The 26,128-nt window shown below is 38.1% G+C and carries 25 protein-coding genes and 1 pseudogene; 14 read left to right on the forward strand and 12 right to left on the reverse strand.

Going from position 1 to position 26,128, the window contains the following annotated elements; translation table 11 throughout:
• Positions 1-3: 3 nt before the first annotated feature.
• Both hemH and LC814_RS10785 read right to left on the reverse strand, forming a co-directional pair.
• Positions 4-1,032, reverse strand: coding sequence for a ferrochelatase (hemH, locus tag LC814_RS10780; RefSeq protein ID WP_226063930.1), 1,029 nt, complete (start codon positions 1,030-1,032; stop codon positions 4-6).
• 181 nt (positions 1,033-1,213) lie between these two features.
• The gene (locus LC814_RS10785) at positions 1,214-2,092 is read right to left on the reverse strand and encodes a NifU family protein (protein WP_226063931.1); all 879 of its coding nucleotides are present in this window, start codon (positions 2,090-2,092) and stop codon (positions 1,214-1,216) included.
• A 198-nt stretch (positions 2,093-2,290) separates the two neighbouring features.
• Between LC814_RS10785 and LC814_RS10790 the strand changes: the two genes are divergently transcribed.
• Positions 2,291-2,812, forward strand: a complete 522-nt coding sequence (locus LC814_RS10790; RefSeq protein WP_226063932.1) for a gamma carbonic anhydrase family protein — start codon at positions 2,291-2,293, stop codon at positions 2,810-2,812.
• Positions 2,813-2,839: 27 nt separating this feature from the next.
• Here LC814_RS10790 and LC814_RS10795 read toward each other — a convergent pair whose 3' ends face one another.
• On the reverse strand, positions 2,840-3,298 hold the full coding sequence (locus tag LC814_RS10795; RefSeq protein WP_226063933.1) for a hypothetical protein: 459 nt from the start codon (positions 3,296-3,298) through the stop codon (positions 2,840-2,842).
• 103 nt (positions 3,299-3,401) lie between these two features.
• Between LC814_RS10795 and LC814_RS10800 the strand changes: the two genes are divergently transcribed.
• On the forward strand, positions 3,402-5,525 hold the full coding sequence (locus tag LC814_RS10800; RefSeq protein WP_226063934.1) for a helix-turn-helix domain-containing protein: 2,124 nt from the start codon (positions 3,402-3,404) through the stop codon (positions 5,523-5,525).
• Between the two features lie 8 nt (positions 5,526-5,533).
• Here the strand turns inward: LC814_RS10800 and lnt are convergent, their stop codons facing one another.
• The 6 genes from lnt to LC814_RS10830 all read right to left on the reverse strand — a co-directional run bounded on the left by lnt (position 5,534) and on the right by LC814_RS10830 (position 11,166).
• On the reverse strand, positions 5,534-7,195 hold the full coding sequence (gene lnt / locus LC814_RS10805; protein WP_226063935.1) for an apolipoprotein N-acyltransferase: 1,662 nt from the start codon (positions 7,193-7,195) through the stop codon (positions 5,534-5,536).
• A 228-nt stretch (positions 7,196-7,423) separates the two neighbouring features.
• Positions 7,424-7,783: a dihydroneopterin aldolase gene (gene folB / locus LC814_RS10810; RefSeq protein WP_226063936.1), complete on the reverse strand. Its 360-nt coding sequence runs from the start codon at positions 7,781-7,783 to the stop codon at positions 7,424-7,426.
• Positions 7,784-7,967: 184 nt separating this feature from the next.
• Entirely contained in the window at positions 7,968-8,987 is a 1,020-nt protein-coding gene (nadA, locus tag LC814_RS10815) for a quinolinate synthase NadA (RefSeq protein WP_226063937.1), read from the reverse strand.
• A 5-nt stretch (positions 8,988-8,992) separates the two neighbouring features.
• On the reverse strand, positions 8,993-9,718 hold the full coding sequence (locus LC814_RS10820) for an NAD(P)-binding domain-containing protein (RefSeq protein WP_226063938.1): 726 nt from the start codon (positions 9,716-9,718) through the stop codon (positions 8,993-8,995).
• Positions 9,715-10,281, reverse strand: coding sequence for a guanylate kinase (gene gmk, locus LC814_RS10825; protein WP_226063939.1), 567 nt, complete (start codon positions 10,279-10,281; stop codon positions 9,715-9,717). The genes LC814_RS10820 and gmk overlap by 4 nt, the downstream gene beginning before the upstream one ends.
• A gap of 27 nt (positions 10,282-10,308) precedes the next feature.
• On the reverse strand, positions 10,309-11,166 hold the full coding sequence (locus LC814_RS10830; RefSeq protein ID WP_226063940.1) for a YicC/YloC family endoribonuclease: 858 nt from the start codon (positions 11,164-11,166) through the stop codon (positions 10,309-10,311).
• Between the two features lie 130 nt (positions 11,167-11,296).
• On the opposite strand from LC814_RS10830, the gene LC814_RS10835 reads away from it, so the two are divergent.
• From LC814_RS10835 to murI, 5 genes are all read left to right on the forward strand, one after another.
• Complete coding sequence (locus LC814_RS10835; protein WP_226063941.1) at positions 11,297-12,358, forward strand: PASTA domain-containing protein; 1,062 nt, start codon at positions 11,297-11,299, stop codon at positions 12,356-12,358.
• Positions 12,359-12,461: 103 nt separating this feature from the next.
• On the forward strand, positions 12,462-13,481 hold the full coding sequence (locus LC814_RS10840) for an RluA family pseudouridine synthase (protein ID WP_226065817.1): 1,020 nt from the start codon (positions 12,462-12,464) through the stop codon (positions 13,479-13,481).
• Between the two features lie 44 nt (positions 13,482-13,525).
• Positions 13,526-14,470, forward strand: coding sequence for a PorP/SprF family type IX secretion system membrane protein (locus tag LC814_RS10845; protein ID WP_226063942.1), 945 nt, complete (start codon positions 13,526-13,528; stop codon positions 14,468-14,470).
• Between the two features lie 66 nt (positions 14,471-14,536).
• Complete coding sequence (hemW, locus tag LC814_RS10850; protein ID WP_226063943.1) at positions 14,537-15,661, forward strand: radical SAM family heme chaperone HemW; 1,125 nt, start codon at positions 14,537-14,539, stop codon at positions 15,659-15,661.
• Between the two features lie 219 nt (positions 15,662-15,880).
• Positions 15,881-16,711, forward strand: a complete 831-nt coding sequence (gene murI / locus LC814_RS10855; protein ID WP_226063944.1) for a glutamate racemase — start codon at positions 15,881-15,883, stop codon at positions 16,709-16,711.
• Between the two features lie 13 nt (positions 16,712-16,724).
• On the opposite strand, the gene LC814_RS10860 is transcribed toward murI, so the two are convergent.
• Both LC814_RS10860 and LC814_RS10865 read right to left on the reverse strand, forming a co-directional pair.
• Entirely contained in the window at positions 16,725-17,333 is a 609-nt protein-coding gene (locus tag LC814_RS10860; protein WP_226063945.1) for an RsmD family RNA methyltransferase, read from the reverse strand.
• 295 nt (positions 17,334-17,628) lie between these two features.
• Positions 17,629-18,351 carry a DUF3822 family protein gene (locus LC814_RS10865; RefSeq protein ID WP_226063946.1) on the reverse strand — a complete coding sequence of 241 codons (723 nt, stop codon included), beginning with the start codon at positions 18,349-18,351 and terminating at the stop codon, positions 17,629-17,631.
• A 260-nt stretch (positions 18,352-18,611) separates the two neighbouring features.
• Between LC814_RS10865 and LC814_RS10870 the strand changes: the two genes are divergently transcribed.
• Positions 18,612-18,914: a DUF6370 family protein gene (locus LC814_RS10870; RefSeq protein WP_226063947.1), complete on the forward strand. Its 303-nt coding sequence runs from the start codon at positions 18,612-18,614 to the stop codon at positions 18,912-18,914.
• Positions 18,915-18,962: 48 nt separating this feature from the next.
• On the opposite strand, the gene LC814_RS10875 is transcribed toward LC814_RS10870, so the two are convergent.
• A complete protein-coding gene (locus LC814_RS10875; RefSeq protein ID WP_226063948.1) occupies positions 18,963-19,457 on the reverse strand; it encodes a Smr/MutS family protein in 495 nt (164 codons plus the stop codon).
• Positions 19,458-19,903: 446 nt separating this feature from the next.
• Between LC814_RS10875 and glyA the strand changes: the two genes are divergently transcribed.
• The 6 genes and pseudogenes from glyA to LC814_RS10900 all read left to right on the forward strand — a co-directional run bounded on the left by glyA (position 19,904) and on the right by LC814_RS10900 (position 25,930).
• A complete protein-coding gene (gene glyA / locus LC814_RS10880) occupies positions 19,904-21,169 on the forward strand; it encodes a serine hydroxymethyltransferase (RefSeq protein ID WP_226063949.1) in 1,266 nt (421 codons plus the stop codon).
• Between the two features lie 244 nt (positions 21,170-21,413).
• Positions 21,414-21,836 (forward strand): regulatory protein RecX, encoded by a 423-nt coding sequence (locus LC814_RS10885; protein WP_226063950.1) that lies wholly within the window; start codon positions 21,414-21,416, stop codon positions 21,834-21,836.
• 257 nt (positions 21,837-22,093) lie between these two features.
• Positions 22,094-22,741, forward strand: a complete 648-nt coding sequence (locus tag LC814_RS10890) for an outer membrane beta-barrel protein (RefSeq protein WP_226063951.1) — start codon at positions 22,094-22,096, stop codon at positions 22,739-22,741.
• 64 nt (positions 22,742-22,805) lie between these two features.
• Positions 22,806-23,216, forward strand: a pseudogene (locus tag LC814_RS12545) (polysaccharide biosynthesis/export family protein); the annotation flags it as partial.
• Positions 23,211-23,600, forward strand: coding sequence for a polysaccharide biosynthesis/export family protein (locus LC814_RS12550; protein WP_375373407.1), 390 nt, complete (start codon positions 23,211-23,213; stop codon positions 23,598-23,600). The pseudogene LC814_RS12545 and the gene LC814_RS12550, both read left to right, overlap by 6 nt.
• 8 nt (positions 23,601-23,608) lie before the next feature.
• Positions 23,609-25,930, forward strand: a complete 2,322-nt coding sequence (locus LC814_RS10900; protein ID WP_226063953.1) for a GumC family protein — start codon at positions 23,609-23,611, stop codon at positions 25,928-25,930.
• Positions 25,931-26,128: the final 198 nt, after the last annotated feature.

A 26,128-nucleotide genomic window follows, 5' to 3' on the forward strand; every position in this document is an offset into this window, starting at 1 on the left:
ATTTTACACCAGATAAAACTCGTGCAATTTTTCCTCGCACAAAGTTTTCACCACCTCAATCCAGCGGTCTTCGTCATTCAAACACGGTATATAATTGTAAACTTCGCCGCCGCCATGCATAAACTGTTCTTTACCTTCAACTGAAATTTCTTCCAAAGTTTCCAAACAGTCAGACACAAAAGCCGGACAAACAATCGCCAGATTTTTAATTCCTTTCTTACCTAAGTTTTCCAAAGTTTCGTCCGTGTAAGGCTCCATCCATTTGTCGTTTCCTAAACGGGACTGGAAAGTAACCATCACTTTTTCTTTCGGTAAATTTAATTTCTTGATCACCTCTTCCGTCACCTTAAAACACTGATGTCTGTAGCAAAACTGATGACTCGGATTTTCATCCCGGGAACAGCAATCGTTTAAATTACAGGTATTTGTAGGATCGGTTTTGTAAATATGTCTTTCCGGAACGCCATGATAAGAAAACTGCAATGCATCAAATGTTGCCGGCAATTTCTCCCGGATACTTTCTGCTAAACAATCGATGTAAATTTCACGATTATAAAACGGCTGAATATAATTGATTTTAATGTCGGGGAAATGTTTCTTGCGCACCTCTTCTGCTTTTTCAATCACAGTTTCCGTCGTACTCATCGCATACTGCGGATAGAGTGGGAAAAGAACAATTTCGGTCACGCCTTGCTCAGTCAACTTTCGGATTCCAGTTTCGATGCTTGGTTTAGCGTAACGCATTCCGATTTCTACGGGAACATCTACGATTTTTTCGAGTTTCTTTTTGATCCTTTCCGTGATGAAAATCAGAGGTGAACCTTCATCGGTCCAAACCGTTTTGTAGGCTTCAGCAGATTTTTTTGGGCGGGTATTTAAAATAATTCCCTGCACGAGCAAGGATCTGAAAAACCAGCGATAATCGATCACTTTTTCATCCATTAAAAACTCATCCAGATACTCCCTTACATCTTTAGTCTTGGTCGATCGTGGTGATCCAAGATTAACTAATAAAATTCCTTTTTTTGACATGTATTTTTTATTTGGGCGCCTATTTCCGCCTTCCACTCCCGCTTTTTTATAATTCCCGCTATCGCGGTATTTATAAAAAGAGCTCCGTTCAAGTCGGGCCGCAACAATAATATATTTTTAAAATGACAGCAAATATTAATGATCGTAATATCTTCAACTATCAACTATCAACTATCAACTATCAACCGTTCACCGCTTCCACGTGCTCTACCAATTCAGGTACAAACTGTTTCAGGATATTTTCAATGCCACCTTTTAAAGTTGCAGTAGAACTTGGGCACCCAGAACAGGCACCTTGCATTAACATTTTTGCGGTTTTAGTTTCGGCATCGTATTCCATTAAAGAAATTTTTCCGCCATCACCTTCTACAGCTGGAGCAACATATTCATTCAAAATATCAGAAATCTTCTGTTCGTCTTCCGTATATTCTCTATTCATAATGCCCGCAGCCGGACTTTCATGCTTCTGCGGAGTAAGATTAGAAATCGCACCACCATTTTGAAGATAATCAGATACAAATGCCCGCATTGTAATCATTACTTCGTGCCATTCTACCGAAACGTTTTTTGTAACCGCTACGAAATTATCAGAAATAAATACTTCTTTAGCAAAATCATATTCCTCGAAAATGGCTTTAGCCAAAGGAACTTCATCCGCTTCTTGTCTTGATTTCACTTCGATAAAACCATCCATTAATGCGGTACTCGAAACGAATTTCATAACCATTGGATTAGGAGTCATTTCGGCGTAAATCATATACTCCTCTTTTTGCTTCTGCAGATAAATCCGTGGATTAGAATCCAATTCGGTTGCTATAATTCCTTTTAAAGGTTCAACCACATTTTCCCAATCTACGCCATCCTGTTTCGCAACAGCAATAAAATTGGCGGTAATAAAAACTCTTTCTACAAAAGGGTATTTAAAAAGCGCTTGGGCTAAGGGGATTTCTTTAAGGTCAGAATTCCGGTCGAGTTCCAAAGAACCCGGAATAAGATTGTAGTCTGCTACAAACTTCATTACTTTGGGATTCTCAGTGGGTTCTATAATGATTTGTCTCATTTTATTTTCCTAAATTTGAGTACAAAAATACGGATAAGAAATTAGATTTCATTGTTGATGTTTTAGACCCTGTCAATGGGTTTAATCAGAAAAATAAGAATGATTTTAAAACGTGGTGACGAAGGATTTAATTTAAAAAATTGTAGAAGAAGTTAAATCGCTTTTTTATCCACTATCTTATCTGCTTAAAAAAATAGTATGGCAATTATAAAAGAACTTTTAGGTAAAACTCCTCGCATCGGAACTGACACTTTTCTCGCTGAAACCGCCACAATAATCGGTGATGTAAGCATGGGAACGCAGTGCAGCATTTGGTACAACGCGGTAATTCGGGGCGATGTAAACTATATTAAAATGGGTAATAAAGTAAATGTCCAGGACAACGTAATGCTACATTGTACCTATGAGAAATTTCCTTTAAATATAGGTGATAATGTATCCATTGGTCATAACGCAATCGTTCATGGTTGCACAATTCATGATAATGTTTTAATAGGAATGGGCGCAATTGTGATGGATGATTGCTTGGTTGAAAGCAACTCTATTGTGGGCGCAGGTTCTGTGGTAATTCAGGGAACACATATTAAATCTGGCGAAGTTTGGGCGGGAACTCCAGCGCGCAAAATAAAAGATATATCTGCAGAATTACTGGAAGGTGAGGTGAATCGCATTGCCAATAATTATGTAAAATATTCTTCCTGGTATAAAGATTCTCTATAAATCTTTTAAGTAAATAGTGTCTTTTTCTTATTGTACATCTGCTTCGCCAAAAGAACTTTTTACGAGAACTGCTTTGCCATCTTCACACGTAATTCCGGCTGGAGGTGGTACAACAGCACAATCCGACATCAGCTGATACTTTTTGTTAAAGTCTGCCTGCATTGTTGTAAACGTTTTTATTTTTGCTAAGATTTCGTCTTCCATTTTTATGGGATAAGCGATGTAAGAACTCGGGCCGCCACATGGTTTTGCTCCAATCGGTGAAGATCGCCACTCACTTGGGTCGCTGCAATTTTCAGTGGCCACGAGAGAATCTATTTCCTTAATCAAACCCGACAATTTTTCGCGCTCAATCTGCTGGTTAAAATTATTTTCTGGTTTTAAAGCAATATCTTTTGGCAATGTTTCGGGCTCTTTTTCTGCTTTTTTTGCCGAACACGAAAGAACAGTTATAATTAAAAATGGGACGAATAATATATTTTTCATGATAATCATTTAGGGTAATGAACAAAAATACAGTCTTTTTAGAAATAAACCAAAACCATAATTTTGCGCCCGACACTTGCCTCATTTTTCTTAAATTTGACTCATGAATGAATCGCTCTTTAACTTAACCGAACATACGAACCGCAGTATTTTTCTGACCGGAAAAGCCGGAACCGGAAAAACCACTTTTCTCAATGATTTTGTTAAAAAAACAAAGAAGAAACACATTGTCGTTGCGCCAACGGGCATCGCTGCAATCAACGCGGGCGGCGTTACGATTCATTCGATGTTCGGACTTCCGCTGCGCACTTTTATTCCCACAACAGATCGTATCGACAGTAATTTGGGAAATAATATTGCGGATTTAATGCAGCATTTTAAATACCGAAAAGACAAATTGAAACTCTTGCGTGAAATTGAGATCATCATCATCGATGAGGTTTCGATGTTGCGCGCAGATGTTTTGGATATGATGGATTTTTCCCTGCGTTTCGTTCGGCGGAATCAGCAGAAATTCGGTGGCGTTCAGATGTTATTTATCGGAGATTTATATCAACTTCCACCTGTGGTACGAGATGAACATTTTTTAGGACAATACTACAAATCCCCCTTTTTCTTCGAGAGTTATGCTTTAAAAGAAATGCCTTTAATAACCATAGAACTGACAACGGTCTACCGCCAAAAAGATGAGAAGTTTTTAGACATTTTGAATGATATTCGAGATGGTGAAGTAGGTGACATTGATTTTGAAACCTTAAATGAAAGATATATTCCTGATTTCGAACCAACTGATGAACCTTATGTGTATCTAACGTCACACAATCGGATGGCCGACGAAATCAATCAGAAAAAACTGAAAGAACTGAAAGGAAAACCTTATTTCTATTCGGCCGATATTATCGGTAATTTTAATGAAAATCAATATCCAAATGAGGAGGAACTCCAATTGAAAGTAGGTGCTCAAGTCATGTTTATTCGGAATGATGCAAGCTCCGATAAAAAATATTTCAATGGAAAACTCGCGGAAGTGATGAGTTTAGATGAAACTGAAATTACAGTTTTAATCGACGGTGACGATGATGTTTTTACTTTAAAGAAGGAAACTTGGGAACAGAAAAAATACGGTTTGGATGCCGAAAAAAACATTACAGAAGATGTTTTAGGCAGTTTTCAGCAGTATCCAATTCGGCTCGCTTGGGCGGTCACGATTCATAAATCGCAAGGTTTAACTTTTGACCGTTTAATTATTGATGCCGGAAAATCCTTTGCGTCGGGTCAGGTTTATGTGGCGCTTTCTCGATGTCGAACTTTAGAAGGAATAGTCTTAAAATCTAAGATTACGCCGAATGTTATTTTCGCTGATCGAAGAGTTTCTAAATTTCAGGATGAAACCAATGCAAATGAAAAATTAGAGGAAATCCTGCAGGCCGAAAAATACGATTACAGCATTAAAAAAGTGGTGAGCAGCTTGGATTGTTTGTGGTTTAAATATTCCCTGGAAAACTGGTATCAATCTACAAAAACCAGCAAAGCACTTGACAAAAATAAAGCCACATATTTATATCAAAATCTGAAACCTAAAATCGAAAACTTCACTGCCGTTTTTCAAAAATTTGAAAAGATTATGGTCCAGAAAACCCAGAAATTTATTCAGGGAGACGAAGACTGGGCAGAAATTGAGACGAAAGCACAAGGTGCAGTCAATTTCTTTTTTACAAAAATTAATCTCGAAATATTTCAACCGTTGCTTGATTTTTATTCTGAAAATAAAGGCACCAAAGGTTTGAAACAATACAACGAAGATTTTCGGGTTTTTCTGGACGATTTAGAGGATTATCTGAATGATTTAAAGAAAGTTCACTTGTTAGAGGCGCCACTTTTTAATACTGAAAATAATGTTTCTATTTCCACCAAAGTTGCTAAAATCCCTTCTCATATTCTCACTTTCCAACTGTTCGAAAGCGGAAAAACGATTCCCGAAATTGCAAAGGAACGTGGATTGGTGACTGAAACGATTTTTGGCCATTTAGCAAAATTCGCCGAACAAGGATTACTAGATGTTTCCCGAATTTTTGCCAAAGAAAAAATTAAAACTTTTGAAAAAGAGTTCAAGAACAATGACTATGAATCTTTAAACGACTGGAAAAAAGCGTTGCCCAATGATTTCGAATTTAATGAAATTCGTTTGTTGCTGAATCATTTCAATCATCAAAAATCGAAGAAATAAAGCAATTCCTACCTTTTAATGACGATTTTTTTCATGGGTTCTTGTGGCTTTCGATTTTGGAACTTTTTAATTAAATTGTAAAAAACCAGAAAACCAAACACGAAAATTGAAATTCTGGAAAGCAGATCTCCCGATCTCGTGTAGAAAGTTTGGTGTTCGTAGAGATTTACTTTGGCGAATAGTGTGGTTTGATCTCCATAAATGGTATCTGCTAAAACATCGCCTTTTGCATCGATATGTGCGGAGATTCCACTATTCGCAGCTCTCGCAATTTCTCGGCGCGTCTCAATCGCGCGCATTCTTGCATACGCCATCAGCTGTTTGTGACCTTGGGTTTCGCCCCACCAGGAATCATTGGTCATAATTCCTAAAAAGTTGGCGCCTTTTTTTACATAATCAGTCACGAATTCTCCATAAATACTTTCATAGCAGATAATCGGTGCCAGTTTTCCTTTATTAAAAGGATTGCCAAATACTTTTCGTTCTTTATCAACTCCCAAAGATGCGGTTGTGCCGCCAAGATTCAGCATGGCGTCTCCCAATAGTGGTTTCAAAACATTGATGTAAGGAAAAATTTCCACACCAGGCACCAGTTTCGCTTTATGATAAACTTCTACTTTTTGATTGGGAATAATTTGTACGGCCGAATTGTAACTGTCTACAAACATTCCCTGAGAAGTCTGATAGGCGGTTTCTGATTTTTTATTTGCGTCCGGGTAAAATCGGTGGGAAGAAATACCAGTCGCAAAAACCGACTTTGGATGTCTTGTTAAAAATCCTTTTACTTTATTTAAAAGTTCACTTTTTTCAAATCCCGTTTCCGAAATAGATCCAAAACCTGGAAGTGATGTTTCCGGGCCGATATAATAATCGATTTGGCCTGTGGAATTTTTTTCTGCTAAGGTTAGCAAATCATTTAAAATAGTCAGACTGTCTTTGGAATATTTTTCGGTGTAAGGATTCAATTCCGGTTGAAGCATTAACACATTTACAGAACCTGTCGGTTTTAAATCAAAATTTTGATATTTCACTACCGAAATAATCATGGGTAAAGCGATAGCTCCTACTAAAATCGAAGAATTGAGAATTAATGATTTTCTTTTCCGGCCTGCTTCCCAAATTCTTAAAGTATAAAATGCATAAACATTGACCAATAAAATCCAGAAACTTCCGCCAGTTGCGCCTAAAGTGTCATACCACTGAATTAGTTTTGGGTAATCTGCGAATGCATTTCCCAAGTTGAGCCAAGGCCAGGTAAGTTCCCAACTCAAGTGAACTTTTTCAAAAACCATCCAGATCGCGACGAAGAATACCAAGCCGAAGTAGGTTCCCTGCGCATTTTTATACCAATGATAACACTGAAAAATAAAGGCGTAAAACAGAGCATTCACCAAAACCGGAACAACCACGGCAAATAAGGAATTTGTACCATCGGGATTTTTTGCGCCATAAAGCCAGCCGGTCGTAACAATGTTCCAGATTATAAATGCAAGGTAAGTCAAACCGAAAATAGTGAGGCCTTTTTTCTTGATTTTTGAAAACTTTGAAATGTCATGTTCCAGAATAAGAAGCGGAACAAGGGCGAAAAATATGAAGAAAGGAATTCCGTAAGTTGGCCAGGAGATGCTCAGCAATACCGCTGAGAGTAAGGAAAGAAGAATATATTTCATCGGTTTTTTACAACGTATTTAATGTTCAAAGGTAAGAAATTTTGGTGGCGAGTTTAAATCTAAATTATTTTGTCCTTCCCGAAATTTCGGAACTCGAACTATATTTGTTACTGTCATTCTGACGAAGTAATGATTTTTTACGAAAAAGTGAGATTCATCATTGCCTTCTACTTCGTTCAAAATGACAAAAATGGTGTACTTTCGAAGGGTTTATTGAATAGAAATAGGCTAAAAATGATTTTCAATTTCCACGCTTACGCCACGCATTTCCCCTGTCATTGGTGGATTTGTTTTGGTTATTTTAATTTTTAGATAAGGAACTTGAGGGAATTTTACTTTGATGTTTTTCAAAATTCTTCCGGTGACATGTTCCATCAACTTCGAAGGAATTTGCATTTCATTGTGGATGATCTCATTAATTTCCGCATAATTAATGGTGTCGTTTAAATCATCTGTACCGACGGCTTTCCAAAGATCAGCATGCACTTCTACATTTAAAATATAATAAGTTCCGAGAATTGTTTCCTCCGGAAGTACACCATGATAGGCGTATATTTTCAAATCTTCTATAATTATTTTTGAAGTCATTTTTAATTTTAATTAATTTCAACTCATCTTATCTCCCGCAATAGGGATGGAAGTGGAAATCCCGGACCCCGAAAATTTCGGGGGAGGAATTGTAACGGACAGCCCGGCTTTTTTTGGGGTGGAAAATGCAAGGGCAAAAAAGATTGCCCAAACTACTTAAGCGATTCCTAGCTTAATAAACACTTTACTTAATGGTCGTTGATAGTTCCAGCATTTTCTCCACGGGTTTCAGAGCTTTCAGACGAAGTTCTTCGTCGATAAGAATTTCTGGCAATTCATATTTCATACAGAGATAGAGCTTTTCCAGTGTATTTCGTTTCATATAAAAACATTCTGAACAGTTACAAGATTCATCAAAAACCAGTGCTGGCATCAGCTTTTTGTGCGGTGCTCGCTTTCTCATTTCATGTAAAATTCCTTCTTCTGTCGCGACAACAAATTCCTGAGCGTCGTCTTTTTCCACAAAATTTAAAAGGGCAGATGTAGAGCCTACAAAATGTGCCAAATCCAAGACCGATGATTCACTTTCGGGATGTGCGATCAATTTTGCGTGCGGATTTTCTGCCAGTTGCTGTGCGATTCTTTCCATGGAAAAAGCTTCGTGAACGATACAGGTTCCGTCCCAGAGAATCATGTCGCGGCCCGTTTTCTTCATCAAGAATTTCCCCAGATTTTTATCAGGTGCAAAAATAATCGGGCGATCTTCGGGAAGTGATCGGATAATTGTTTCTGCATTGGAACTCGTCACGATAATGTCAGATTCTGCCTTGGTTTCTGCATTACAGTTGATGTAAGTCGCGATTAGCGCATTCGGATGTTTTGCGCGCATGGCACGCAAACCTACACCACTACATCCGTCAGCAAGAGAACATCCGGCTTGGGTATCCGGAAGAACGACTTTTTTGGTGGGATTCAAAATTTTAGCCGCTTCCGCCATGAAATGGACACCACAAAAGGCGATCATATCAGCATCGGTATCTTTTGCAGCGCGCGCCAATTGTAGGGAATCGCCCAAATAATCTGCGATATCCTGAATTGCCGGCGGCTGGTAATAATGGGCTAAAATAACGGCATTTTTCTCTTTTTTCAAGTCAAGGATGGCTTTCACCAAATCGTCGCCCTGCGGAATAATGAGGTCATCTATTTTTAGAAATCCCCGTACGGGAAGATTGGCTTTTGCTTTATTTAAATTTTCGGTACTCATGGTATTTAAAAATTTTTAGGATTGGGATGTATAAATTGATAATTAAAATCCTGGATGAGATGCTCGGAGGAAATAATCCTCTGGCTTTCTTTTTCAGTCTCATCTCCCGTGGATTTACTATTTAATATTTCTGCGACCGTAGGATGTTCCGGCGCCACTACATTGAAGGTTTCGCCTTTTCTTTCGGAGTTGATGAATAGCTCTACAATCGCAAGTATATCTTCATAATGAATATAATTGGCAGCTTTATTTGGATTTTCGGGTTCACGGTTTTTATAAATTTTTTGTAGGGAACGGTCACCGCCCATGAGGCCGCCAAAACGCAGAATATTGGTTTGCGGATATTTACTTCGAACGAGATTTTCTGCGGCTAAAATATCGGATCTTAAGTTAGCCGTATCTTTTTCCGTATAAACTCCTTTTTCTTTCGGATAAATTCCCGTGGAACTGAAAAGTAAGGTTTTCGGAAATTCGGTTTCTAATTTTTTAAAACCTTCGAACCAAGCATTTCGAGAAATCGGCATACTGAAAATGGCCATATCTACGGATGCCAAAACACTAAAATCAGGATTGCGTTCGAAATCTAAAAGATGAACTTCTGTCGCAACTTTTTGCAGCGCAATTATTTTTTCCGGTGTTGTGGTCGTAGCGATAACGTGGTAGTCTTTTTGGGAGAGATATTCTGCCAGTTTTGATCCGACCCAACCCGCACCGATGATGGCTATTCTCATAAGGCAAGGAAATTTTTTATAAGATTTTCAATTTTATTTTTAGCAACTTCCAGCTGATCGTTCACCACAATTTCGTCGAAATCATTTTTGAAAGATATTTCTTCGGTTGCCTTTTCAACGCGGGTTTTAATGGTTTCCAGATCGTCGGTTCCACGTGCAATTAAGCGCATTTCAAGCTCTGCGACGGAGGGTGGCATGATGAATATAGATAAAGCTTTTTCTCCAAAATATTTTTTCAGCGAAATTCCTCCTTTCACATCAACATCGAAAATAACGACTTTTCCTGTGGCCCAAATTCTTTCAACTTCTGATTTTAAAGTTCCGTAATATTTATCACTATAAACTTCCTCAAACTCTACAAAAGCATTTTCACCGATTTTTTTTCTAAATTCATCAGCGGAAATAAAATGGTAATCAATTCCGTGCGTTTCGGTTCCTCTCGCATTGCGCGTCGTACACGAAATCGAAAAGGCAAGATCGGGAAATTCCTGCAGACAATGTTTAACTAAAGTGGTTTTTCCGCTTCCGGAGGGTGCTGAGAATATGATAACTTTTTCGTTCACCTGATCAATTTTAATTTTAATACGATTTTACAGAACATTTAAAGTCTGTTCTTTAATTTTTTCCAGATCGTCTTTCATCATCACCACGAGTTTCTGAATTTCCGCATGATTGGCTTTTGAGCCGAGCGTATTAATTTCCCGCCCGATTTCCTGCGATATAAAACCCAGTTTCTTTCCGTTCAGATTTTCCTGCTGCATCACTTCCTCATAATATTTAAGGTGTTGTGTAAGGCGAACTTTTTCTTCGGCAATGTCTAATTTTTCGGTATAATAGGCCATTTCCTGATAAAAACGGGTTTCATCAAGCTGATCAAATTCACTTAATGAATTGCGGTACCGCTCTTTCACACTGTCCATTCGGATGTGTTCAAAAGGTTCAACCTGCGCCAGATAGGACTTTATATTATTAATGTTCCGCTGCAATTCATCTTGCAGAATTTTTCCTTCAGTCTGACGGAAATTTTCGAAATTTTGCAGTGCTCCTTTTACAAGTCCCAAAAGAAAATTCCATTCTTCTTCGGTAAGTTCTTCAGATTTAGCCGAAATAGCATCCGGCATTCTGATGGCCATTTTCAGGTATTCAAATTCCGGTCCGTCAGCGGCAATTTTTTTCAGTTCTGAAATATAGGAAGAGACCAATTCCTGATTCACTGTTGTTTCAGAAGCGTCATCCAACGACTCGATGTTTACGTAACAATCAACTTTACCCCGCTGTACGCGATCGTTCAAAAGTTTACGCAGATCATATTCTTTTTCCTTGTATCGGAAGGGAATTTTTATGTTAAGGTCGAATGATTTGCTGTTCAGCGATTTTAGATCTACGGTAATTTTTTTACCTTCATAAACGCCTTCACTTCGGCCAAAGCCGGTCATTGATAAAATCATGGAGTTGCTTTAATAGACAAAGATAATTATTTCCAATCGTCCGCACTTATAAAAGCTTCCTGAAAACTTTCCGCATTTACGGAAAAGATTATTTTATATATTTGCACTTACTAATAAAAGATTCAAAAATATGCTAAAATCGCTTTTCCATTGGAAAGTCCTGGTCAATTTACTGGTAGCGGCTGCAGTTTTCGTAGGAGTAGTTTGGCTTACCTTCCGGTGGTTAGAAGTTCATACCAATCATGGTAAAGAAATCGCTGTGCCGAACGTAATGAACCGCTCAGTGCACGATGCTATTAAGATTTTAGATGATTCTGGTTTAGAATATGAAGTCGACAGTTTTAAATACGATCCAAAATACCGACCTTTTCAGGTTTTGCAAATTTATCCATCCGCTGGTTCCCGGGTAAAAGACGGCCGAACTATCGTGATGAAAGTAAATCCAAGAACCTACGCACAAGTTTCCGTTCCGGATGTTTTAGATCGATACAAAGGTTTGGCATTCAGGCAGTTGGAACAAGTAGGTTTAAAAGTAGGAGACACCATTTTTGAGCCGAGCATTCAGCGTGATGCAGTTCTACGCCTTCTGTATAATGGCACAACTTTAAAACCAGGCGCTTTATTACCGCGTTTCTCGACCATTGATTTGGTGATCGGTGCTGGACCGAGAAGAAATATTACCGTACCGAATGTAGTGGGATTGACTGTACAGGAAGCGAAAGCTATTATTTCTCAAAACCTCTTCGAAGTTGGTCTTGTTGAGCATGAAGATGGAGGCGGAGATGAATCAGATATCGTTTATTATCAGGATCCTGCGCCGGGCGACGTTCGTGATCAGGGAATGCAGATGGACATTTGGGCAAGTAAAAAAACTCCGGCGGAAATGGGCGGCAAAATATCACAACTTAATTCTATTTACAGAATTAAAATTGATATGTCAGCACCCGTTTATATGGATGATGGCCCGGTGTATAGTGAACCGGAACCCCGACGTCGCGAGCCAACTACTGAAAGTCCAAGACCCACAGTTCCTGCTGAAACGACACCAAAAGTCGAACCTACAAAACCGGCAACAGAAACAAAATCTAAACCGGCAGAAACAAAACCGGCAGAGACGAAGCCTGCCACACCCAAAACTTCAACCCCGAAAACGGAAGAAAAGCCGAAAGCTAGGAAAGTAGTGGTGGAGTAATATAAGTTCCTTAAAAATCTAAAGCTTCAACGGAAATGTTGAAGCTTTATCTTTCAAATTAATGATGACAGACGATAACGAAAATTTTTTAGACGAAGATTCTATGGGTCAGGAGACAAGTGATGCTGAAGCAGAAGGTCTTTATGAACATCTTTCGCTGAAAGTAGATCGCGGACAAGAACCTTTGCGAGTTGATAAATATCTTCAGATATTTCGCCAGAATTCCTCCCGAAATAAAATTTCCCAAACCTGTCGTGCCGGAAATGTCGTTGTTAATGGAAATGCGGTGAAACAAAATTATCGTGTGAAACCCGGCGACGAAATTTCTGTGCTTTTAACACATCCGCCCCGTGAAAATCTTATTATTCCTCAAGATATTCCCATTAATATTGTTTACGAAGATGATGATGTAGTGGTGGTCGATAAAGCTCCAGGAATGGTTGTCCATCCTGGTCATGGGAATTATGACGGCACACTCGTCAATGCGCTAGCTTTCCACTTTCAAAAAAAAGGATTGAAATCAGATTTAGATCGGGTAGGACTCGTTCATAGAATTGATAAAGATACTTCTGGACTTTTAGTTGTGGCAAAAACAGAATATGCATTAAGTTTCCTTGCGAAGCAATTTTTTGACCGTACTACGAAAAGATTATATTGGGGTTTTGTTTGGGGAAATGTCGCTGATGATGAAGGAACAATCACAGGAAACATCGGAAGACATGTGAAAAATCGCATGCAGATGGCAGTTTTCGAAGATGGCAGTTTAGGGAAACACGCCGTAACTCATTATAAAGTTTTGGAACGTTTTCGCTATATGACTTGGGTAGAATGTAAACTGGAAACGGGACGTACTCACCAGATTCGGGCACATTTTAAGCACATCGGACATACTTTATTTAATGATGAGAGATACGAGGGACATCAAGTTTTAAAAGGAATTAACTTGCCGAAGTACAAACAGTTCATCAAAAATGTTTTTGAACTTTTACCCCGGCATGCGCTGCACGCTCACACACTGGGTTTTGTTCATCCTACAACTAAAAAAGAAATGTATTTTGAAAGTCCCATGCCACAGGATATGGAAGATGCCTTACGAAAATGGCGTAAATATTTAGAATCTTAAGTCCTCAAACTTTTCTATATTTGCTGAAAATCCAGCCTTATATTATGAGAAAAATAGGTATTTTATTTTTCACCGTGTTTTTCTTCGGCTCCTATCAAAGCCAGGAAACCTTGCCGTACTACCAGCAGTATCTGTTAGATGGGGATTTTCTTTTTAATCCTGCGCTTTACGGAAAGACTGATGATGTTGTTCTCAATTTGAATTATCAAAAACAGTTTTCAAATTTTGAACAGTCGCCTAATGTTCAGTCAGTCGGAATGCACGCCAATGTTTTCGACCGCGTAGGTGCTGGTTTATCTTTTTTTAAAGATCAGAATGGCCCTATTTCCTCAAATGGGATTTCTGCCGGTGCATCTTATTTTATCCCCTTGGATGATGATGGAGAACGGAAAAATCAGTTTTCCTTCGGTACCAATGTCAATTTTTACAATATGAATATTGATTTGGGCATGCTTAATCCAGCTGAGACTGGCGATCCACTCTTGACTAATGATTCTATTTTTCTGCTCTATGCGAATTTGGGTCTGGCCGTGACTTATCATAATTTCTTTGCCGGAGTTTCGGTAAACGATATCGCACTCAGCAATGACATCCCCATTGTGAATGGAATTGAACCCGAACCCACTAAATATTTACTGAACGCCGGATATGATTTTTATATGACTGACGATTTTTATGTGAGTCCATCGGTATTGGTTAATTTAAATACCAATTCGTCTAAATTTATAGATTTAAATCTGCTGGCTACATTAACATCCGATGCTAATGCATTTTCGGCCGGTGCCAGTTTCCGAACAGGGAACAATAAATTTGGGAATCAAAGTTTAGCAGTTTCTCCGATCATAAAAGCGACGGTAAATAAATTTTTCTTCGGAGCAAGTTATAATTTTGGCTTGTCGGATATTCAGCAATATGCCGGCAGCAGTTTTATGTTAAGTATCGGCTATAAATTTGATAATTTTATTAATACGAGAGGTTATCGATATTAAAGATAAGTCATTTTCTCATTATTGATGATCACTCTATCAATTTTTATTTCAACCTAAATTTCACTCTTGATCTATCTTCATATTCCTTTCTGCAAACAAAAATGCAGTTACTGTAATTTCCATTTTTCCACTTCTTTAAGATACAAAGAGGAAATGGTTGCAACCCTAAAAAAAGAAATCGTTCTGCGGAAAGATGAGTTGGAAAATAAAAATTTAAAATCTCTTTATTTCGGCGGCGGCACCCCTTCAATATTAAGTGTTGATGAACTACAATCCATCATCGATGAGGTTTTAAAGTATTTTACTTTTGATCCCGATATTGAAATTACATTGGAGGCAAATCCAGATGATTTAAATCTACAATTTGTAAAGTCTTTATCAAAGACCCCTTTTAACCGCCTTTCTATTGGAACACAGAGTTTTTTTAATGAAGATTTACAATTCATGAATCGTGCGCATAATGCCAGCGAAGCGGAAAGTTCTATTAAAAGATCCCAAGATTTTGGCTTTGAAAACATCAGTATTGATTTAATCTACGGCTCGCCAACTTCAAATATTGATATTTGGAAACAAAATCTTCAAAAAACTATCGATCTGCAAGTTCCTCATATTTCGTCCTACGCGTTGACTGTGGAACCGAAAACAGCACTCAACACCTGGATTTCACAAGGTAAAGTCGCGGCGCCGAAAGAAGCAGAACAGCACGACGAGTTTTTTTATATGACCGACTTTTTGAAGAAGCACGGATTTGACCACTACGAAATATCCAACTTTGGGAAACCGGGATTTCATTCCAAACACAATTCCGCATATTGGAAATACAAGGAATATTTGGGAATCGGACCCTCAGCGCATTCCTATAATGGGAGAAATGAACGGAGCTGGAATATTGCGAATAACCAGCAGTATATTCATTCTTTAGATCGAAACGTGCTACCCAAAGAGACAGAGATTTTGTCAGAAAAGGACCAGTTTAATGAGATGCTGATGATCGGTTTGCGAACAAGTTGGGGTGTTGATTTAAAATCCTTGAAAGAGAAGTTTAATGCTGAGTTTTTGGAATATTTCGAAAAGATGATCGTTCAAAAACGTAATGATGGCGTTTTACTGATCGAAGATGATCATTTAAAAATTCCAGAAAAAAACTGGTTTTTAGCAGATGGTATTGCAGCTGATTTGTTTATGGTGTAAAGAGAAGTAAGGTGCGAGTTTCAAGATGTGTGTTTCGAGGTGCGAGATTTATAAATTTAATAACTTGCTATTAACCGACTAACAAATAAATATTGTAAACCTCAATAATTAAATACGTTATAGACCGTTCACAATTGACTATTGATCAGTCGTACTTACCTGGCTTTTTTTACTTTTTACTTGGCTCTTAATTCCGTATTTTTGCAGAAATTTGAGCGCTTGAAAACTTCGAAACCCGATTTCAGTCATCTCTCGGCGGACCAGCCGATCGGAATTTTTGATTCCGGTGTGGGCGGATTAACCATTGCGAAAGAAATAAAGAGGCTTTTGCCCCATGAAAATCTTATTTATTTCGGCGATACCAAACACTTGCCCTACGGCGAAAAGTCCCGGGAAGCCATCGTGGGATATGCTACCCGAATTACCGATTTTCTTCTGGAAAAAAACTGCAAAGCCATTGTGATCGCCTGTAATTCTGCCACCGCGAACGCCTTAAAAGAAGTGCTGGACCTGGTGAACAACCGCGTTCCAGTAATCGATGTTATTAATCCCGTCGCTGAAAAAGTATCCTATGAAATTCACAATAATGTCGGGGTGATTGCAACCAAAGCAACCGTAAATTCTGGATTGTACCGGAAAACCATCCGCAAGCATAATAAATTTATTAAAGTTGATGAACTTGCTACGCCACTTTTAGTTCCGGCCATTGAGGAAGGTTTTAAAAATCACCCGGTTACGCACGCCATCGTTTATAATTATCTGAGCAACAAAAAATTAAAAAATATTGAAACCTTAATTCTAGGTTGCACGCATTATCCCTTGCTTTTAAATGAAATTAAACAGTTTTATGGAAATCGGGTGCGCGTTATCGATTCCCCGAGTATTGTGGCGAATCAGGTAAAAGTAATTCTCGAAAAACACCATTTATTGCATCAGGAAAATAGCAATCCGACCTATCAATTTTATCTGTCGGACATTACGAAGAACTTCGAGAAAATCTCCCGGAAATTTTTTGGAAATGCGATTGATTTGGAACTTAAAGTACTTTAAAAAAGTAGAATTTTTATTTTTCCAAGTCAGGAGAAACTTCACTTTCTATTTCTACGATAACCCTATCATTCGGTTTAAAGAAGGAAAAACTCACGTTTCCGTATCTTCGGGTGTCGGTTAAATTAGGATGCTGCAGTTTTGTGCGGCTTTGATGTTCCAGAATAAAGACACCTTCTTCTTTCAGGTAATTGTTGTTCAAAATCAGGGAAATTAATTCCTGATATTTATTTTCTTCCGTTTCGAAGGGCGGATCTGCAACGATCAAATCATAGGTTTTGCGGTTGCGATTTTTCTTTAAATATTCAAAAACATCTGCGCGCTGCGCGCTAATCTGTAAACTCATGTCAAGTTCCGCAGCTGTAGAATTGATGAATGCCGCATGTTTGGGATTCATCTCAACCGATGTCACATCACTGCAGGCGCGGGAAGCAAATTCCAGGCTCAAAGATCCAATGCCCGCAAAAAGATCCAACACAGAAATCGATGCAAAATCCAAACGATATCGGTTTTCCAGAATGCTGAACAAAGCTTCTTTTGCAAAATCAGTTGTCGGTCTTACATCGAAGTTTTTCGGAGCGGAAATTCTTTTGGCTTTCCACTGGCCACTGATTATTCTGTACATTTTATTGCTGGGTATTTTGCGTTTCGTGCGTGATATTCTCAGTCAAACTTTATTTTTTCGTTAGAACAATTTATCTTGGATGAACATCAACTTTAATTTAAACTCGTATTCATTTTTAATGACAAGGGGTCTTCAAATAAAATATTTTCATTAGTAGTCAATGTTATCCGCACCTAAATTAACATTCTAATTTCTAAAATCTAACATCTAACCTCTAACCTTCAACTTCATCCTCCATCCTTCCTCCTTCCTCCTTCCTCCTTCATCCTTCCTCCTTCATCCTTCCTCCTCTATCTCACCGCCCATTAAGTATAAAATTCTTCTGCGGAATATTATCAAAATTAATTTTTATTTTCTTCACGAATTTTTTTAGCTCAGAAATAAAGGTTTCATTTTCGGTGGTTTCCCCATACACAAAAAACTGAGTTTCGTCGATTGCAAATCCAATTTTACTTAAAGTAAACATGATGAAATAGAGAAAATCAACTTCGGAGTTGACGTCCAAATTATTATAAAGAATCACTTTCTTTCGATCCATTGCAAAAAATTCACATTGATGATGATAGAGATTGATGTGAATTTCCTTCTGATTTTTCACCGAAATCCGACTTAGAAATTCCTCACCAGAAAAATTAAATTTCGTGGGAAGCGCGAGATTTTTAATGGGATGATAAAAAATCTTCGGGAAAGCATAGTAAAACTGCACGCCATATTTTTTATTAACCGCGAGCATGAGCTCTTCGTTGTTTCTTTCTACGGGCGCGTTGTAGGAAATTAAATCAAAACCTGCGTCGTGATTTGCAAAACCTTCAGGCATCATGGTGAAATGATTGAGCGCAGAAATCACGCTGACTTCTTTAAAAGTCTGGTGCTCCAGAATCTTCGAAAGGTGATCTGTACAAAATTCTTCTGGGTTTTCTTCTCCGCAGATAAAAATTTCTTCCTTAATGACCGTTTTTTGGCGGCTGATCTGATATTGTACACCGTCTTTGGTGAAAAGTAATTTAAGATGTTCCATGTTTAGAGTTGCAAATTTATTAAAATTAATCGGCTTTCGAAATTTTAAAAAATCGGTGACCTGAGGAATATCACCACAACATCTGAAAGAGTTTTATAACTTTACGAAGAGATTATAATGACACATCAAGTTCGGGGAAAATTTGGAAGTAAATGAATGTAATTTTTTATAAAGATTGAATAATCAATTAGTTTTAATTAATGATAAGTTTCCTCATTAATCATCAACGTTAATTTAGAAAATTTTAAAATTTATATCATATGAAAAAGGTTATTTTTATGTTTTTACTGATTTTTTCAGTCAGTATTTTTGCTCAAAAAGTTCAAAATCAAACGGTGGATGCGGCGTGCGGAATGTGCCAGTTTAAAGTAAAATCCGATAAAGGTTGTGCGATGTCCGTTAAGATCAATGAAAAAGTTTACCATGTAGAAGGACTGGATAAAAAAACTTTTGGTGATGCACATGCAGAAGAGGGCTACTGCAAAGTGATAAAAAAAGCGATCGTCAGCGGCGAAATCAAAAAAGGAAAATTTTACGCGACCAGTTTTAAGTATGTAGATTAATTGCGGTTTTCGTGATTAAATTTAATAATTCTATCACTTTAAAAACTTTTATCGAAAATAAACCAATACTGTACCCGACTGATGGTGCAGTATTTCTTTGTTGTGAAACTCCAGATTTGCTTGACTTTCCAACACTTCATAAACCATTTGCTGCAGAACGCCGTCTCCAATTCCGTGAATGATTTCAAGTTTTTTTAGATTATTTTTGCGGCAATAGTCCAGCGTGTTGAGCAATTTTTCCTTCTGCAAAAACAACCTTTCGAAAGGATCAATTTTACTGGAACCTTTGGAGACCTTCTCAAAATGAAGGTCGAGAATGAAGGGACTTTTATCGTGCTTTTTAGACGTGGGTTTTGAGCGTTCCACTTTTTGAACGGTTTTTATTTGGTGGTAAATTTCCGCGTTTTGAAGGACCAACTCACTGGCATTGTACTCGTAGGAAAAGCCGTGTACATCTTCGATAATCACTTTATTTCCCTGAATAGAAGTTATTTTTCCTTTCAGATTGTCATCAATAACAGAAACGGAATCGCCAATATTCATAAGGTGTTTTTGTGAATGTAAAAGTAGGAAATTGGAAGGATTAAATTTAAAGTTCAATAATTTTCGATTTATGGATAGTTTTAATCGGTGCAAACAGACTATATTAAACTATGTTTTCAGCACGTTAAAATATTTGACTGGTTGACGCTTGCGATTTTCTGTTGTGAAATAGTTTCATAAGTCGGTAAGAAAACTTGTGAAAATATTATTGTTAATGTTTTCCAAAGAAATAGGGCACTTTATTCTAGCCCGGATTGGAGCGGAAATCCTTTTTTATGTCCATAAAAAAGATTGCAGCGGAAAGCCGGCTGGCTTTTCGAACGATGAATACACTTCGCGCTCCCTCAAAGAAGAATTTTTAAGACTGCTTACTACTTCCCGAAAATTTCCATAAATTTGAATCCTTTAGAAATTGACCGTTAAACATAAAAAATCAAATAGAAAGTATGGATCCTATTTTTGACCTTATTGAGCAGGAAAGACAAAGACAAACGCATGGCGTAGAATTAATTGCGTCGGAGAATTTTGTTTCTGAAAATGTAATGAAAGCGGTCGGCAGTGTTTTGACCAATAAATATGCAGAAGGTTATCCGGGTAAAAGATACTATGGTGGATGTGAAGTGGTGGATGAAGTGGAGACTTTGGCCATTGAGCGCGCTAAAGAGCTTTTCGGTGTGGATTACGCCAATGTTCAGCCTCATTCTGGGTCTCAAGCCAATGCCGCGATTTATCTGTCTATCATGAAGCCGGGTGACAAAATGCTGGGACTTGATTTATCCATGGGCGGGCATTTAACGCACGGATCGTTTGTGAATTTTTCTGGAATTCAGTACGATGCACATTTTTATGGTGTAGAGCGCGAAAGTGGTTTGATTGATTATGATGCAATGCGTCAGAAAGCTTTGGAGGTAAAACCCAAAATGATTATTGCTGGTTATTCGGCGTATTCACGGGATCTCGACTTTAAGAAATTCCGAGAAGTAGCAGATGAAGTAGGGGCCACTTTGTGGGCAGATATTGCGCATCCAGCGGGTTTAATAGCCAAAGGATTGCTCAGTTCTCCGTTCGAACATTGTCATGTGGTGACAACTACGACGCACAAAACATTGCGTGGTCCGAGAGGCGGTCTTATTATGATGGGCAAAGATTTTGAAAATACCTACGGTCACAAAACACCGAAAGGCGATATCAAAATGATGAGTCAGGTGTTAGACAGTGCAGTATTTCCTGGAATTCAAGGTGGTCCTCTGGAGCATGTAATTGCTGGAAAAGCTGTTGCATTTGCGGAAGCAATTGATGATAAATTCCTGGTGTATATGAAACAGGTTGTTGCCAACGCGCGTGCTTTGGCGAAAGCGATGATGGATAATGGATTCGACATTGTAAGTGGTGGGACGGATAATCATTTGATGTTGGTAGATCTTCGGAATAAAAATGTGAATGGTAAAGAAACCGAAAAAGCGCTTGTTAAGGCGGATATTACGTGTAATAAAAACATGGTTCCGTTTGATGATAAATCAGCGTTTACCACGTCTGGAATTCGTTTAGGAACTGCAGCCATTACAACGCGGGGTTTAAAAGAAGCCGATATGGAAGTACTTGCGGGTTTAATTAATGAAGTTGTCATGAACATCAATGATGAAAATGTTATTTCAGGTGTTCGCAAAAAAGTGAAGGAAATGATGGAAGGGAAGGCGCTGTTTAATTATTAAGCGATAAAGAAGCTTTCTATTGAATCAAACCTTCTGTTTGCCAAGTAATAAAGGGAATGGAAGGTTTTTCAATTTTGAAAATTTACTAAAAATAATATATCTAATTTATGTACTTTTAAATCTTTCATCTCCTATCTCGCATCTTGACTCTTTCCCATTGATTCTTGAACCTCCAGTCTTGCTACAAACCATTAATTTAATTTTGCAAAACAAATCCTCCACTTTCCTTGAAATCAAACAAAAAATGGTGAACTACTGCGTTTATCAGGACAGATGTCATCAGGAAGTGGAGCAGAAAATGCGCGATTTTTTACTGGTGCCAGAAGCAAAAGAAGAAATTCTTCTTTATTTAATGAGGGAAAATTATCTGAGTGAAGAGCGTTTTACGCGAAGTTATATTCGTGGCAAATTTTATATAAAATCCTGGGGGCGAAATAAAATCCGCAATCATTTAAAATTTAAGGACGTGCCGGAGAAATTGATTAACAGTTGTTTCGATGAAATTGATGACGAGGATTATCATAAAACTTTAAAAAAACTCTGGCATGATTATTATTGCAAGCTGAAAGGATTGCAGGACTATCAGAAAAAATCAAAATCTATAAAATATCTTATAGGTAAAGGATATGAGTATGAGCAGATTTTAGAGTCTTTGAATGAGGATTGAAACATTTATTTTCATCAATATTAAGTTGATCCCCTTGTATTATTAATTTTTAGATAGAAAATTATTGAAAAAGGAATGACGAGTTTGACTTTGCGATAAAAATGATTTATATTCATTTTTAATCAAAATTTTTACAGAATTGCTAAATTGCTGGAAAACGATTATTCCTTAAAAATTCGTTCTAATTCAAATAATTTTAATTAATTTGCATATTATTTAAAAAATAGAAAACACTTTTACTTTTGAAAAACAACCTTATGAAGAAAATAAATACATTAATTGCCCTTGTGCTTTTTATAACCTTAAGTGCACAAAACAGTGGTGCAGTGCGATACGGCGTAACCGGAAATTTTCATAGAGGTTCAATTGTGAATGTTCACGATGTCTCAACAGGAAGTTACGGTGGAACTTTAGGTCTTTTGGCAGAAATCCCAATTATGAAAAGTGACGTTACAGGGGGGGAATATCTTTTCCTTGTCCCGATGGTTGAATACAGCATGCAGGGAGAAAATGCGAAAGCAGATGTAGCAAGATACGGCCGACAAAAATTTCACCATGACTATATTGGTGCACAATTATATGTAAAATATTTTTTCCATCCCGGAAATAACTTAAGTGATTATTTCATTTTTGCAGGACCTCGAATCGAATTTTTAGTTCGCGAAGACCGTCAGGTAAGCGCTTTATATGACGCAGATTATTTCAAATATAATCATGATGATGTATTGAATAATTTTGGATTCGGTATTTCTGTAGGAGCTGGTGCACGTATTACCGATGATTTAGAAGCGGTTTTGCGTTTCGACCGTGGTTTTACCAAAGTATATCCTAACAATACCAATGGCGTTACATATAACCGTCAATTAAGTGTTGGTGTAAACTATTATTTCAGAAATAATAGATAATCAAAATTCTACAAGGACTTTTATCTTGTCTGAATTCTCTATCTTGCTTTCATAAAACACTTCAATGAAGAAATATTTTCATGCATTTATAATCATCGCATTATTTTTTCAGTCCTGTAAACCCAAGGAGAATATCGTCTATCTTTCTAATGATAACTTCGAACAGGAGGTATCGCAGGCAAAGTATGTCGGTCTTCATATCCAAGAAGGTGATAAATTGCAGATTTTGGTTTCCGCTTTTGATGAAATTGCGGTTCGGCCATTTAATGTGCAGACCATGTCTAGAACGGGTAACGCCGGAGAAGGTAGTGGATCAACCAACGTTAATACAGCACCTACGGAATATACCGTGACTTCTGATGGGACCATTAATTTCCCTGTTTTAGGAAGTATTTATTGTGAAGGCATGACCAAAAAGCAATTGCAAAAGGATTTAGAAAGTCGGTTACTTCGGTATCTTACTGATCCAATGGTCACAATCACGTTGGCAAATTTTAATTTCAGTGTTTTGGGCGAAGTAAAAAGTCCGGGTCAGAAAACGAGTACGACCGAAAAACTCAATCTATTTCAAGCCTTAGCTCTTGCAGGTGATACCACGTACGATGCGAACAAGACCAACATCAAATTAATTCGGTATTCCGAAGCAGACGAAAAAGACAAGGTTATTTCCCTGGATCTTTCGGAAGCTTCGATTGTGAACTCGCCTTATTATTATCTTCAGCAAAACGATATACTCTATGTAGAACCCGATCGCAACAAACAAGTTGCTGTGAAAACAAATTCAGCGGCTGATCAGTGGATTAGATACGGAGGTGTCGCATTAGGTCTTGTGACATTAATCATCAGTTTAACCCGTTAATAATGGCTATGGAACTTCTTGAAAATTCTGCACCTTCAAAGCGGGTTCAGCCCATTAATCTCAAAAAGGAAATCGGCAAATACTTAAAGAAATGGCCTTGGTTTCTTTTAAGCATGGCGGTATTTTATACGGCTGCTAAAATATATCTGCGGTATGCAGAACCTCAGTATTATACTACCACTTCGCTTAAACTTCAGGAATCCAAAGGCAATAGCTCTGCGGCGTTGAGTGATTTAAAAACGCTGGGTGTTGGAGTGAGTGGTGACAATGAATTGCAAGGGGAGAAAACGGTCATTGTATCCAAGCCAATTTTGGCAGAAGTGGCAAAAAACCTTCATCTTGATGTCAGTTTTTTCAGTGTAGGAACCATCAAAGAAACTGAATTGTATAAAGATTCGCCGTTATCGGGCAGAATCCTTTCCATTAATAATCCAGACAAATTTGGCGGCGCAACTTATATTATCAACCCAATTGGCAATAATTCCTATAAATTTGAAAATTCTGATACCGTTCATCGCTTTGGTTCGCCCGCAAAAGTAAGTTTTGGTACGATTCAGATTGATGGGAAACCCGGTATGGTTTCTAAAACTCCTGTTAAAGTGGTGTTTCGGTCGATTAGTAATGTAGTGGGCAGTTTAGAAAGTAATATTAATGTCAGCTTACCACCGGAAAAAGGTTTGTTGATGGAGCTTTCCTACGTTGGTCCTGTTCCCCAGAAATCAGAAGATATTTTGGATGAACTGTCAAAACAGTATATTATCGATGGCGTTAATGATAAAAACCAGGAAGCCCAAAATACTCAGAATTTCATTAACGATCGTCTGGCGATTATTACGGAAGACCTTTCCGGAATAGAAGGAGAAAAAGAAAAATTCAAACGGACCAATCAGATTACCGATCTGGAAGCACAGGCTGGCATATCCTTATCAAATGCAGAGGAAAACACGAAGGCCATCTTAACCAACACCATGCAGTTGGATCTTATCAATTCAGTCTTAACAGCCAGTGCCGGCAGTCAGCTTATTCCGTCCGGAATGGGACTTCCTGCGGGGTCTGAAAGTGCAATCGGCGAGTACAATAACCTCGTCATCACACGCAACAGGGTTTTAAAGCAGGCAACGGGAGAAAATCCAGCGGTCATCGAAATGAATAAGCAGATTGCGTCTCTCAAGAATTTAATCCGTCAGAATTTATTGGAATCAAGGGAAACTTTGCAGCTGCAACTGGCACAGGCTAAGGGCCAATTGAATATTGCAAAAGGAAACATCAGCAAATTCCCAACGCAGGAAAAAATATTTAGAAGCATTGATCGGCAACAAACTTTAAAAGAACAATTGTATCTCTATCTTTTGCAAAAAAGAGAGGAAAATGCGATAACCCTTGCGGTAACTGCTCCAAAGGCAAAAATTGTGAATCCCGCTTTTACTACAGGTGTGGTGAAACCGAACCGTCAACAGATTGTCTACGGCGCTTTGGCAGCCGGTTTTCTTTTGCCACTTCTCCTCTTCGTAGGAGCTAATGTTCTGGACACCAAAGTACATTCTAAACAACAGGTTTTAGCTCAAATCCCAGATGCGTCCGTCATTGCAGAAATTCCTTTTCACAAGGAAGAAAATGCCATGGTGCATCCTAATGATTTTTCTGTTTTCGCAGAATCCTTCCGTATATTGTCTTCCAACCTCAAGTATATGTTGCGGGCAAAAGAATTGGACCGGGGCGGCGTTATATTGGTGACTTCTTCCGTAAAAGGAGAAGGAAAAACGACCATTTCGATGAACCTCGCTTTGACGCTTGCTGGTAAAAGCAGCGTAATTATTGTGGGTGCTGATATTCGTAATCCTCAGCTGCACCGCTTTATTGAAGGCGAAAATGTCGGTCTGACAGATTATTTAGTTTCCGACAAGACTGATGCCTCCTCCTATATCATTCCTTCCAGAGTGAATGAAAATTTAGATGTTTTATTCAGCGGTCAGATTGCACCCAATCCGAACGATCTTTTAGACATGGTAAAATTTGATGAACTCATTGACCAGTTGAAAGGGCAATACGACTATGTTGTTGTTGATTCCGCGCCGGTCATGTTGGTGAGTGATACCTTGCACCTCGTTGAAAATTCAGATGTTGTGCTTTATGCCTTAAAATCTGATTTTACCGAGAAAGAAATGATCAATTTTGCGGATGGTTTTCAAACCGAAAACGGTATCAAAAATATGGCTTTTGTTCTCAATGGGGTCAAGCCAGAAAATACCCGTTACGGTAAAAGATATGGCTACGGCTATTATTCCTACACGCACGAGGAGCAACTGCCTTGGTATAAGCGGTTTTTCTAATATATTTTACAATGGGCAACATTGGAAAATCAAAAACGTTTCTTGCCTTAAAATTTCATTTACCCTACTATTTGTATAAGCAGCTGAGAAGTTAATCAGCGGTTATTCTTATTCTACTTTTCTTTTTCCTTGGATCATATCGTTTCTGAATTGCGAACTTTGTTGAAATAGTAAAGTTGCAACACAACGGTTCTAAAC

This window comes from Kaistella polysaccharea (assembly GCF_020410745.1).
Lineage (GTDB): Bacteria > Bacteroidota > Bacteroidia > Flavobacteriales > Weeksellaceae > Kaistella > Kaistella polysaccharea.

What these genes read in the sequence shown, in the direction of transcription:
- LC814_RS10875 (WP_226063948.1), bottom strand. Translation starts at nt 19,457, where the DNA reads ATGAATATTGGCGATTCCGTTTCTGTTATTGATGACAATCTGAAAGGA.
- LC814_RS12550 (WP_375373407.1), top strand. Translation starts at nt 23,211, where the DNA reads ATGGTCACAATCACGTTGGCAAATTTTAATTTCAGTGTTTTGGGCGAA.
- LC814_RS10865 (WP_226063946.1), bottom strand. Translation starts at nt 18,351, where the DNA reads ATGGAACATCTTAAATTACTTTTCACCAAAGACGGTGTACAATATCAG.
- LC814_RS10885 (WP_226063950.1), top strand. Translation starts at nt 21,414, where the DNA reads ATGGTGAACTACTGCGTTTATCAGGACAGATGTCATCAGGAAGTGGAG.
- LC814_RS10900 (WP_226063953.1), top strand. Translation starts at nt 23,609, where the DNA reads ATGGAACTTCTTGAAAATTCTGCACCTTCAAAGCGGGTTCAGCCCATT.
- LC814_RS10845 (WP_226063942.1), top strand. Translation starts at nt 13,526, where the DNA reads ATGAGAAAAATAGGTATTTTATTTTTCACCGTGTTTTTCTTCGGCTCC.
- LC814_RS10830 (WP_226063940.1), bottom strand. Translation starts at nt 11,166, where the DNA reads ATGATTTTATCAATGACCGGCTTTGGCCGAAGTGAAGGCGTTTATGAA.
- LC814_RS10795 (WP_226063933.1), bottom strand. Translation starts at nt 3,298, where the DNA reads ATGAAAAATATATTATTCGTCCCATTTTTAATTATAACTGTTCTTTCG.
- LC814_RS10790 (WP_226063932.1), top strand. Translation starts at nt 2,291, where the DNA reads ATGGCAATTATAAAAGAACTTTTAGGTAAAACTCCTCGCATCGGAACT.
- glyA (WP_226063949.1), top strand. Translation starts at nt 19,904, where the DNA reads ATGGATCCTATTTTTGACCTTATTGAGCAGGAAAGACAAAGACAAACG.
- nadA (WP_226063937.1), bottom strand. Translation starts at nt 8,987, where the DNA reads ATGAGTACCGAAAATTTAAATAAAGCAAAAGCCAATCTTCCCGTACGG.
- LC814_RS10870 (WP_226063947.1), top strand. Translation starts at nt 18,612, where the DNA reads ATGAAAAAGGTTATTTTTATGTTTTTACTGATTTTTTCAGTCAGTATT.
- LC814_RS10890 (WP_226063951.1), top strand. Translation starts at nt 22,094, where the DNA reads ATGAAGAAAATAAATACATTAATTGCCCTTGTGCTTTTTATAACCTTA.
- LC814_RS10820 (WP_226063938.1), bottom strand. Translation starts at nt 9,718, where the DNA reads ATGAGAATAGCCATCATCGGTGCGGGTTGGGTCGGATCAAAACTGGCA.
- LC814_RS10840 (WP_226065817.1), top strand. Translation starts at nt 12,462, where the DNA reads ATGGGTCAGGAGACAAGTGATGCTGAAGCAGAAGGTCTTTATGAACAT.
- LC814_RS10785 (WP_226063931.1), bottom strand. Translation starts at nt 2,092, where the DNA reads ATGAGACAAATCATTATAGAACCCACTGAGAATCCCAAAGTAATGAAG.
- hemH (WP_226063930.1), bottom strand. Translation starts at nt 1,032, where the DNA reads ATGTCAAAAAAAGGAATTTTATTAGTTAATCTTGGATCACCACGATCG.
- LC814_RS10860 (WP_226063945.1), bottom strand. Translation starts at nt 17,333, where the DNA reads ATGTACAGAATAATCAGTGGCCAGTGGAAAGCCAAAAGAATTTCCGCT.
- lnt (WP_226063935.1), bottom strand. Translation starts at nt 7,195, where the DNA reads ATGAAATATATTCTTCTTTCCTTACTCTCAGCGGTATTGCTGAGCATC.
- folB (WP_226063936.1), bottom strand. Translation starts at nt 7,783, where the DNA reads ATGACTTCAAAAATAATTATAGAAGATTTGAAAATATACGCCTATCAT.
- LC814_RS10800 (WP_226063934.1), top strand. Translation starts at nt 3,402, where the DNA reads ATGAATGAATCGCTCTTTAACTTAACCGAACATACGAACCGCAGTATT.
- LC814_RS10835 (WP_226063941.1), top strand. Translation starts at nt 11,297, where the DNA reads ATGCTAAAATCGCTTTTCCATTGGAAAGTCCTGGTCAATTTACTGGTA.